At 38.8% G+C, this 10,246-nt stretch carries 11 protein-coding genes; 10 read left to right on the forward strand and 1 reads right to left on the reverse strand.

From position 1 onward, the window contains the following. The first annotated feature begins 4 nt into the window (after window positions 1–4). The 5 genes from IEV91_RS14845 to IEV91_RS14865 all read left to right on the forward strand — a co-directional run bounded on the left by IEV91_RS14845 (window position 5) and on the right by IEV91_RS14865 (window position 2,906). A complete protein-coding gene (locus IEV91_RS14845) occupies window positions 5–370 on the forward strand; it encodes an EamA family transporter (RefSeq protein WP_188498207.1) in 366 nt (121 codons plus the stop codon). Between the two features lie 35 nt (window positions 371–405). Further along, entirely contained in the window at window positions 406–1,533 is a 1,128-nt protein-coding gene (rffA, locus tag IEV91_RS14850) for a dTDP-4-amino-4,6-dideoxygalactose transaminase (protein ID WP_188498208.1), read from the forward strand. A gap of 82 nt (window positions 1,534–1,615) precedes the next feature. Next, window positions 1,616–1,840, forward strand: a complete 225-nt coding sequence (gene tlp, locus IEV91_RS14855; RefSeq protein ID WP_188498209.1) for a small acid-soluble spore protein Tlp — start codon at window positions 1,616–1,618, stop codon at window positions 1,838–1,840. 399 nt (window positions 1,841–2,239) lie between these two features. Beyond that, window positions 2,240–2,428, forward strand: a complete 189-nt coding sequence (locus tag IEV91_RS14860) for an aspartyl-phosphate phosphatase Spo0E family protein (RefSeq protein ID WP_229745611.1) — start codon at window positions 2,240–2,242, stop codon at window positions 2,426–2,428. A gap of 325 nt (window positions 2,429–2,753) precedes the next feature. Beyond that, a complete protein-coding gene (locus IEV91_RS14865) occupies window positions 2,754–2,906 on the forward strand; it encodes a DUF1540 domain-containing protein (protein WP_188498210.1) in 153 nt (50 codons plus the stop codon). Window positions 2,907–3,139: 233 nt separating this feature from the next. Here the strand turns inward: IEV91_RS14865 and IEV91_RS14870 are convergent, their stop codons facing one another. Next, window positions 3,140–5,032, reverse strand: coding sequence for an LTA synthase family protein (locus IEV91_RS14870; RefSeq protein ID WP_188498211.1), 1,893 nt, complete (start codon window positions 5,030–5,032; stop codon window positions 3,140–3,142). 470 nt (window positions 5,033–5,502) lie between these two features. Between IEV91_RS14870 and IEV91_RS14875 the strand changes: the two genes are divergently transcribed. From IEV91_RS14875 to IEV91_RS14895, 5 genes are all read left to right on the forward strand, one after another. Further along, entirely contained in the window at window positions 5,503–6,720 is a 1,218-nt protein-coding gene (locus IEV91_RS14875) for an MGDG synthase family glycosyltransferase (protein ID WP_188498212.1), read from the forward strand. A gap of 287 nt (window positions 6,721–7,007) precedes the next feature. After that, entirely contained in the window at window positions 7,008–7,724 is a 717-nt protein-coding gene (locus IEV91_RS14880) for a polysaccharide deacetylase family protein (RefSeq protein ID WP_188498213.1), read from the forward strand. A 121-nt stretch (window positions 7,725–7,845) separates the two neighbouring features. After that, window positions 7,846–8,631 carry a DsbA family protein gene (locus IEV91_RS14885; protein ID WP_188498214.1) on the forward strand — a complete coding sequence of 262 codons (786 nt, stop codon included), beginning with the start codon at window positions 7,846–7,848 and terminating at the stop codon, window positions 8,629–8,631. A gap of 2 nt (window positions 8,632–8,633) precedes the next feature. After that, on the forward strand, window positions 8,634–9,056 hold the full coding sequence (locus IEV91_RS14890; RefSeq protein ID WP_188498215.1) for a disulfide oxidoreductase: 423 nt from the start codon (window positions 8,634–8,636) through the stop codon (window positions 9,054–9,056). Beyond that, on the forward strand, window positions 9,053–9,598 hold the full coding sequence (locus IEV91_RS14895; protein ID WP_188498216.1) for a FixH family protein: 546 nt from the start codon (window positions 9,053–9,055) through the stop codon (window positions 9,596–9,598). Before IEV91_RS14890 ends, IEV91_RS14895 begins: the two co-directional genes overlap by 4 nt. Window positions 9,599–10,246: the final 648 nt, after the last annotated feature.

Consider the following 10,246-nt stretch of genomic DNA (forward strand, 5'->3'; position numbering starts at 1 on the left):
TAAGATGGGATACATATATATTGGGGGAACGATTTTCTTTACTGTTTATGGTCAGCTTATACTTAAATGGCGAATAAACCATTTCGGAGAGCTTCCAGAGGCAGTGTTGGATAAATGCTTATTTTTATTTAAAATCGTGTTTGATCCTTTCGTCTTTTCAGGACTTGCAGCTGCATTTATTGCTTCACTTTTTTGGATGGCTGCGATGACTAAATTTCAATTAAGTTATGCTTATCCTTTTATGAGTCTTTCCTTTTTGGCCGTGTTTATCTTGTCTGTTGTTTTATTTCATGAGGTGTTAACTTGGCAAAAGGTCATTGGCCTTGCTTTTGTTATTGTGGGGATTATCATTTCAAGTCAAGGCACCTAAATACACAATAGCATGAGAGAAAGTGAGGGGGCAGTGTGATTCCTTTTAATCAACCCGCAGTGACAGGACAAGAGTTGTCCTATCTTGAAGAAGCGATCAAGAATCGAAAATTGTGTGGAGACGGGTACTTTACGGAGAAATGCCAAGACTGGATTAAAAATCGCACCGGAGCCGAACAAGTGTTATTGACACCTTCCTGTACGCATGCTCTTGAAATGTGTGCCGTTTTAATGGAGCTTGTTCCTGGAGATGAAGTCATTCTCCCTTCTTATACTTTTTCCTCAACCGCTAATGCTTTTGCATTGCGAGGAGCTCGATTGGTTTTTGTGGATATCGATCCCGCAACGATGAATATGGATGCGAGGGCTGTAGAACAGGCCATTACAGAGCAAACTAAGGGGATTATTGTGGTTCATTATGCTGGCGTGGCTTGTGAGATGGCCCCCTTAATGGAGCTAGCTAAAGCTCATAGTTTATTTGTCATTGAAGATGCTGCTCAAGGAGTCATGAGTCATTATAGGGAACAGCCATTAGGGGCCATTGGTCATTTAGGGTGTTACAGCTTTCACGAGACCAAGAACATTACAAGCGGTGAGGGTGGTGCCTTGCTTATTAATGATCCTAAACTTGTTGAACGTGCCGAGATTATCCGCGAGAAAGGGACGAACCGTAGACGCTTTATTCAAGGCTATGTAGATAAGTATTCATGGGTTGATATTGGTTCCTCTTTTTTACCAAGTGAATTGAATGCCGCCTTCCTCTATGCTCAGTTAGAACACATTGAAGTCATTCAGAATAAGCGTCTAAGCCTTTGGAGCCAATATTATGAGGGTCTCCAAAAAGTGCAGGAAAAGGGATGTATCGAACGCCCTGTGGTCCCACCGCACTGTTCGCATAACGCCCATATGTTTTATATCAAAACCAAGGATTATCAAGAGCGCAGCCAGCTTATTGCTTACTTAAAAGATAGAGGGATTGCTGCCACCTTTCATTATATTCCTCTACATAGTTCGGATGCTGGCAGGCAATTAGGGCGTTTTCATGGTGTTGACCGCTATACAACGAAAGAAAGTGAAAGGCTACTTCGACTGCCTCTTTATTATGATTTACAGCCTGAAGAGGTCGATTACATTGTTCAACACATTCACTGTTTTTATTCGTAGAAGCATGAATAAACTTAGAGCAAGGTTGCACAATAATATCGATTCATCAAAATAAGCAGGAAATGGAATGGAGGACTGTTAAATGGTAGACCAAACCCCAAAGCCAGACGATCGCAGCGATAACGTTGAAAAGCTTCAGCAGCATGTTCAAAATACAATTGAAAATATTGAAGCAGCCAACGAAACGCTAGAAAATGGTGCTATTGACGGAAATGACCGTGAAGCAATAGAAGCTAAAAATGCGCGTCGTGAAGAGGCGATTGAAGGCATGAGGAAAGAAATTATCGATGAGGCTAGAGATCATTAAGCAGATATTGAAGAATAAAACGGAAATCTATAGCCATAAAACTCTAAGAAGCCAGAAGAAAACGGTGGGTCTATACTCAGGCATAGCACAGTTTAAACTCTAATGTGCGTCAATCGACAATCCGCTGATTGAGGCGGGTTGCAAAGAGTGAAGGCGGAACAATAGAGGCCTTCAATCATAACCGAAATTTGGGGCAGGATGGTCACAGAGAGGTCTACATGTGATCGCCTGCCCTTTTGCCGTCCTTAGAAAATTGCCGTATGGGGGCTGTCGAATTACAGCATTTATTGTTTTTTTATAATAACCTTTGTCAAAACGATTGAATTTTTCTCCGACGATATTCATAATAGTTTTGGTTGAAAGATTGTGTAAAAGGGAAAAGGTAGGGGTTATAGGTATATGTTAAAATTAGAAGCAATGAAAGAAAATGATCTAATGGCGTCGATTTCTAAAAAGAGAAAAGAGATGTTAGAAGTCGCAAAGCTCAGAGGATTGGTTAATCATGAGACAGTTAGACAAAGTCATGAATTGGATAACTTGATTGTGGTTTATCAGAAACGCTTTACTACAATATGTAATTTTAAGTAAGTGTATAATATAGGGATTTATTAAAGATTTAAATGACCTTTTTGAACAAATCAAATTGTAGTTTGAAGCGGTTTATTGTATGATAGACGTAATATTGAATCTATTCTAATGTTAACGACAATATTCAAATAGAAGGGCGTTCATTAATGAAGAATTCAACATTAGGTCTGTTATTATTGGGATGTTTTTTTCTGATTAGTGTCGGTTACATGGTCTATGTTGTAAATTGGTAAATAGACCTCATGAATTGGAAGTATGGTTTGCTCCTGTAAAACACAAAATAGGAAAGCAACACGTGTTTTTAAAGTAAAAGGAGTGACCGATTATGGCAAAAGATGTGTTGTGTGAAGTGAATAACTGTAAATACTGGGAAAAAGGGAATAAATGTAGTGCGGATGCTATTTATGTGGTGAGTCATACCGGCAAAAAGGCATCTGAAACAGAAGAAACCGACTGTAAAACGTTTGACCCGGTGTAAGTTTTTAGGTTAGTCTATGGAACCGTCCTTTTAGGGGCGGTTTTTCTTATATCAGAATTTTTATAAGTTAAACGCCTATGGGCGTCCTTTTTTGTTGATTAAATGCAACTTTTGATGTGGATAGTGTTGCTTTCCACTCCAGGCCGCTCGCTTTCCTCATGCCTGCAATCGGGGGCGCGAATAGACGAAAAACCCTTTACTGATCATTGGATCAGTAAAGGGCAAGGCGACTGCTATTTATCTTTAGATATTTTTATGTGTGGTAAGGATTGAACATAGGAGTCGGATAAATTTTCTAATTCAATGACTTTTTCGTATTCTGATTTATATTGTTTGAGTTCGCTAGCAGTTACAGGATCATGGGAAGGGATAGCTAAGCCTGAACCATCCTCAAAATTGCGTTTCGGCGTGAAAAGCAGTGATTGATTAATAAAGGACCCTGCTGGCATATAATAGCGCATGCCGATCGTATTTTGTGGAGTGTTTAGAAGATCCTGCCCGAAATGCACGAGTTTATTTTCAATATCAATCCCCAATAGATTTGTTAATGTTGGTAAGAAATCTAATTGCCCACCTACCTGCTCTTCAACCTCACCCTGTGTAATCCCAGGCATAGTGATAATGAAGGGGATGTTATACCGATCAATTTCTGAATAAGGATGTTTTAATAATCCTTTTAGGATAGAGCGATCTGTGTCGTTTAACATATGTTGGTCTAAACCAAAATGATCCCCGTAAAAAAGAATAACGGCATTGTCCCAAAGCCCATTATCTTTAAGCTTTTGTATGAAACGTCCGAGGGCCTCGTCCGTATAATGTTGTGCCTGTAAATAATCACCGACAATTTTAGAGTGATCATACTCACTAGGTAGCTTCAAGCCCTTCTTACTGTCAGGGATTTTATAAGGGTGATGACTGGACATAGAAATAAACATACTATAGAAAGGTGTTGAACTTTTTTGGAGCTTTTCCAGTCCTTTAGAATAGAGAACATCATCAGAAGGACCTAGGCCGATAATGTCCTTTTCCCCATAGACAGGACGCTCATAAAAATGGTTAAATCCCAAAGCAGGATAGAGTTCATCGCGATTCCAGAATTTTAATTCATCCGCATGGAAAGTCATCGTGTTATAGCCCTTTGTTTTTAGTAACTTGGGCAAGCTATTATATTGACGATTTCCTTCTGATATTGAAGTCGCACTATAGGACTGTGGAAATAAGGAGGTATTCATAATATATTCTGCGTCAGAAGTATTTCCGGGTCCTACTTGTTGATACACATTAGGGAAATACATGCTCTTCTTTAAAAGTGCATTAAGGTTTGGCGTGACTTCCTGGCCATCCACTTTCAGATTTAGAAGGAAGTTTTGAAAGGACTCCATTTGAATCACAATGACATTACGTCCTTTGGCAGCTCCAAACAGCTTTTTCTTTTGATCACTTTTAATGGTAATCCCTTTAATGTTGTCAATTTGTTCATTAATAGCTTTGATTGATAAATGCGGGTCGAGCGGTTTTACTTGGGCATTAGGATCTTTATAAATGTTGAGTAATTCATAATTGAATATGCCTTTGTCCCCTGCTGCCAACACGGGATTTGCAATAGTAATGCCTTTATAATATGAGAAGAAAACCAGTGCAGCAACAATCGAAAGAACAACCGTTACGCTTAATCCTTTTTTGTTCACTTTTGGCGAAGGAAAAGGTAGTTTCTTGGAGACCTTAAAGATAATTAAAATGATGATATCGATATACATAAGCAGGTATAAAGGATTTAACAGTGAAAAGACACTGTCGCTGATGGCAGAGACTTGGCCAAGCTGAAAGAGGGCGAAGTAAGTAGGAACCGTATTAAAATAAGCGACATATAAAACGATACTCGCAAAAAGTGTGGTTATGATGGCGTCAGCAAAAAAGTAACCAATACTTTTAATGCGAACAGGTAAAAATTCAACAAGTCCAAGTAAAAATAAAATATAGCATCCTTCTAAAATAAAGGATTTTATAAAATCATAATCATGGAATAAGAAACCATGAAGCAAGACGGCTTTGAGGGTTAGGATAATGGAGAACATGATATATTGACTGTTCAAAAAACGCCGAATATCTTTTTTACCAAACTTCATGGATTATCCTCCTTCTTTGTTCATAAACTATGTTATATTTTAAAACTAATATTGCCTGTAATCAATTGTTTTTCCTTAGTAAAAAAATAATCATTAACCTCCTATTTTAGACAGTTTTTTTAAAAGAATAGGAAAGTATACGCCATCGAAGCAATAAAGGGATCGGTAGAAAGACTTGTCTTCATGGATAAGGACCTGGTGTAAACCAAGTCTTCTCAAAAGTATTCATATGATTTCTAGAGGCATACGGGAAATTTAACTTTCAGACACGATGTGCTATAATACTACTGGCAATAATTGGACTGTACATAAAGGTGAGCATGCAAGTATTGATAAAGTCGAGAGAGACCATCTATAAGGTGAAATGCTGCTTTGAAATCTGAGAAAGAGTCAAGGTTCTCGGCAATTCTAGCGATATTCAACCGATCATCATAATGCTTCGAACCACTTAATGGAGGGAGCTTTTAAACATGAAGATATTATTTCTACCTTTATTTAAAATGCCTTCAGGTCATCATCGGGTTGCGGATGCCCTCACCGGAATTATTGAGAAGCGAACGTCTAAAATTCAATGCAAGAAAGTAGATCTATTAAGCTATAGTAGTACCTTTCTTGAAAAGGCAGTCTCGCAAGTTTATTTAAAATGGATTGAACATACTCCAAATACTTATGATTGGGCTTATAAGCATTTTGCATATACTGACTCTCATAAGCATTGTTCTTTTAAGGGAATTGAATTTTTCTTTTTAAATAAGATTGAGAGGTTGTTAGAAGAGGAAAGACCAGATGCGGTTGTCTGTACACATGGATTTCCCTCTTTATTAATGAGTCGGTTAAAGAACAAGAATCGCATTAAAATTCCTGTGATTAATGTCTATACGGATTATTTTATTAACGATATTTGGGGAAGGGAAGGAATTGACTACCATTTTGTCCCAACCTCAGAGGTTAAAGAGCAGATGATTAAACAGTACGAGCTGGATGAAAGAAGGATTTTTGTTACAGGCATTCCTGTCCATGAAACTTTCCTCATGCCCCGGGCGGCAAGGGGACATTCTATCTCCTCACCAAAGACCATTATTATTGCTGGGGGATCGAGTGGCTTAGGTGATATTGCTGGACTTTTGAGTAAAGCTAATCCTAGTTTTGCGTTCAACTATATCATTCTCTGTGGAAACAATAGTCAACTCTATAATGAATTAAAGGCGTTAGATAAGCCAAATATCTCTCCGTTACCGTATATTTCATCAAGGGAAAAAATGAATCAATTATATGAACAAGCAGATGCCATCATAACAAAACCCGGTGGAATTACGGTGAGTGAGGCTTTGCGTAAGGAACTCCCCATCTTTATTCATTCTGCTTTACCGGGTCAAGAAGATGTGAATCTTCATTTCCTAAAGGAGAAGCAGCTTGTCTATGCTTTAAATCGGGAGACGTCCTTTGAAGATCAAATGGCTGCTGTTTTGAACGACGAATTAGAATTAAGAAAGTGGAAACGGGCGGTTCGCGGGTATTTTGACAGTCTACAACTCGTAGATACTCGCATGTTATTTCATTTCTTATATATGATGGCTTCTGAGGGCGCTTATCTCAAACAAATGAGTGAAGACATGGTGACAAAGAAAGGCATTGTCAGCAAGATTAAGAAATACGCCAAAAAAATCTCAATATCCAGTAACGCTTGAATCAAAAGTGAGCCCGTGGGCTCACTTTTTTGAAGAAGTAAGAAACCTGGTCATTAATAGGCGCTGATCTCTCCTTGGGATGGGCTAATCCATTTTGCCAGGTGGCCCTTCGGACACGTGCTGTTCCCGAAGGAGCTAGGACGCCTGCCGTTCCAATTAACTGGATTACTGATGCTGCCTTTTGAACAAATTTTTTAAATCCTTGACTGAATAAGGAACGGGCTTGGTTTTCGTTTGGTTTTTCTCAAATACACTAAATATATTCCCATGTAGAGAGTTGAGGTCAAATGTTTATTACTATACTTATATTTGCGATCATACTTGTGATTTTTTTACTCTATGATGTCCTTCCGACTGTTTTGATGCGGACGTTTTCTATAGGTGTATTGAAGAAGTCAACGGTCAAAGGAAAGGTCGCTCTGACTTTTGACGACGGCCCTGATCCGCGTCATACCCTTAAACTCCTTGACCTTCTGAAGCGTTATCAAGTGCAGGCGACATTTTTTGTTGTTGGAGAATGTGCAGAGAAACATCCTGAAATTCTCAAACGTATGAACCGTGAAGGGCATAGTATAGGGATTCATCATTATAAACATAAAAGTAATTGGTTTCTCATGCCCAGCCAAACGCGGTTTCAGTGTCAGAAAACGGCGGAGATCATAAAGAGAATTACAGGAAAGGCTCCAAAATATTATCGTCCCCCTTGGGGTAAGCTTAATCTGTTTACATATTGGGTTGCTCGCCCGTATAAACTGGTCATTTGGTCGGCTATATTAGGAGATTGGTCATTAAAATTAGGGAAGCAACGGCTATTAGAGCGACTCTATCGAAACCTTTGTGATGGGGCTGTTATAGTGCTTCACGACTCTAATCAATCCCCTGGCGCAGATAATGGGGCAGCAGACGTGATGATTGAAGCATTGGAAGTCTTTTTGCCAAATGTGTATCAAACGTATCGGTTCGTGACAGTGGATGAGCTCTTCCCAAAGGAGCATTTAAAATGAGAATACAAAAAATAAAGACAAATAGTTTAACAAAGTCGTGAAGGATGAGTAAGAATACTGTACAATAGGGACGACCTCTTATATTATGTTGATTAAGAATATAAAGAATCAGAGGTGTACTATGCCTAAGAAAAAGCAATCGCCACGCCAAGGAAAACTCAATAAAAAGCAAATACAAGCGCAAAAAAAGAAACAACAACAAAGATGGGTTATTTTAGCTTCGACGGTTATTATTCTCGTCTTAGTGTTTGGGATAGTCGCCATTGTGACACAAAATAATCAGTCTTCTGACTCTGAGGGAAATATGACTTCAGATCCTAATACGAACAGTAGCCAAAATAGTGGGGAACCGAAAAAGATTGATTATACTGGACAACCGATGATGGGTAAAAAAGAGGCTCCAGTGAAAATCGCCGAGTTTGGGGATTATCAATGTCCTATCTGTAGACAATTCACTTTGAATATTTTCCCAGAGCTTAAGAAAGATTTTATAGATACTGGGAAAGTGAAGTTCTATTTTTTTAACTATACTGTTATTGGAGAGGACTCAGTTCTGGCAGCTAATGCAGCGGAGTCCATTTATCATAATTATCCCAATAAATTTTGGGAGTTTCATGAGTTGTTATATAAGAAACAAGGACAAGAGAATCAATGGGTCACAAAGGAACTTTTAAAAAAATTAGCGAATCAAGTCGTTCCAAATTTAAATAAGAAACAATTAACCTGGGACTTAGATCAATTGTCCTATAAAGATGAACTCAATAAGGATAAAAACATAGGAGCTTCTGTTCAAGTAACGGGAACGCCTACCCTTTTTATCAATGGAAAAATGGTATCGACTCAAGACACCTTTAATTATGATCATTTAAAGCAGCTTATTGACCAGGCTGTGAATGCAGGGGAATAATTATGGATTCAGGAATAAATAAAGGACTGTACTTTGCTTGGGTTGTAGCTATGGTTGCAACACTAGGTAGCCTCTATTTTAGTGAGATTGCTCACTTTATGCCGTGTGAACTGTGTTGGTTCCAAAGAATATGTATGTATCCTTTATCCGTTATTTTAGGTATTGCTTGCTTTAGAAATGATAGAAAAATAGCGGTTTACGTGCTCCCGCTAACGCTTATAGGAAGTTTATTTTCTATCGTTCATATTCTTGAACAAAAGCTAGGTGTGTTCACAAGGGTTTGTACAGAAGGCGTCCCTTGTAGCGGTGAATATATTCATTGGTTTGGATTTATGACGATTCCGATGTTGGCACTGATTGCTTTTCTTTTAATTTCTGTGGCCATGATCATGAATTTATTACAAAAAAAGGATGAAAATGATTGACGATTCCATTTATTAGACGAAGCAGCCTTATAGGTTTTTGTATGATTTTATTAAGTCTTTTGGCTATTGTGCCAGCGGCAGCTGCCGATAATAATGACAAGCAAGTAACAATAACGAGTCTTAAAACCGATCCGGATACTCTGATAGTGGGGAAAGAGTTCACAGCCAAAGTTCATGTTGTAACCATTGATACAAAGGATAAGGATAAAATGGAGGACATGGATCAAGCTGTTGTTCTTATGAGTCTCTCGAATGGAGAGAACCAGCAGCAAATTTCCCTTAAAAGTGCCGATTCTGGTGATTATGAGGCTAAAATCAAGTTACCCAAGACAGGGACCTGGAACGTATCGGTGATCGCTATGAATCAAAATCAACAGAAAAGCGAAAACGATATGTACACGATGGAAACGACTTTGCAGGTCAAACAACCACAAGATAGTTCGAGTGTATGGTGGCTGATTGGTATTGTAGTGGTGGTCGTATTGCTTGTGATTTATTGGTTGTATCGAAGAAATAAAAAGAAGAAACTAACAAAGTCATAAAAAGCATGAGAGACATGATTTTGATATGGATTGCGACATAACTACATGGTGATTACTTTTCCGAGCCAATAGTGTGAATCTCCGCTCCAGGTTGCTCGCTTTCCTCATGCCCACAGGACTAAGGAAAGTGTCTAAGAGAATAAGCCTCGAAGAAAAGTCGTATTTTTACAATTTTTTGATGGATAGGGTCGGCGTTCGACACACCATCGGGGTCCCCGAAAAGTGTTCTTTACTTTTTGGGGTGGTGGTCGGGGTCCCCGAAAAGTGTTCTTTACTTTTTGGGGTGGTTGAGGTGCTAGCTTAGACATTGTCACACGGACGTGACGTTTTAACCGAAGGTCCTTGGTTGTTATATTTGTATTCCCAAGTCTTTTTGCTACAAATCTCCTGTTCCTGCGTCTATGAGTATTGCTTCGTCGTCAGCTTTCTCGGAACAACTCGAAGATTACTCGTGAAGTAACGCTGGTTGCTGTTCCTAAAGGAGGCTCTCCAGCCGCCCGTGGAAAGCGTAGTTAATTTCCGTAGCGGTGTTTTATGATATCCTTTACTTCATCATAGACCGAAAAAGACGACTGACCCAGTATGAAGTGCCCCCTGTCAAGTAGACAGTGGAAATAATAAAAAGGATTTAAGCGGCTTTAGTTCTAT

Source organism: Pullulanibacillus pueri, from assembly GCF_014639255.1.
GTDB lineage: Bacteria > Bacillota > Bacilli > Bacillales > Sporolactobacillaceae > Pullulanibacillus > Pullulanibacillus pueri.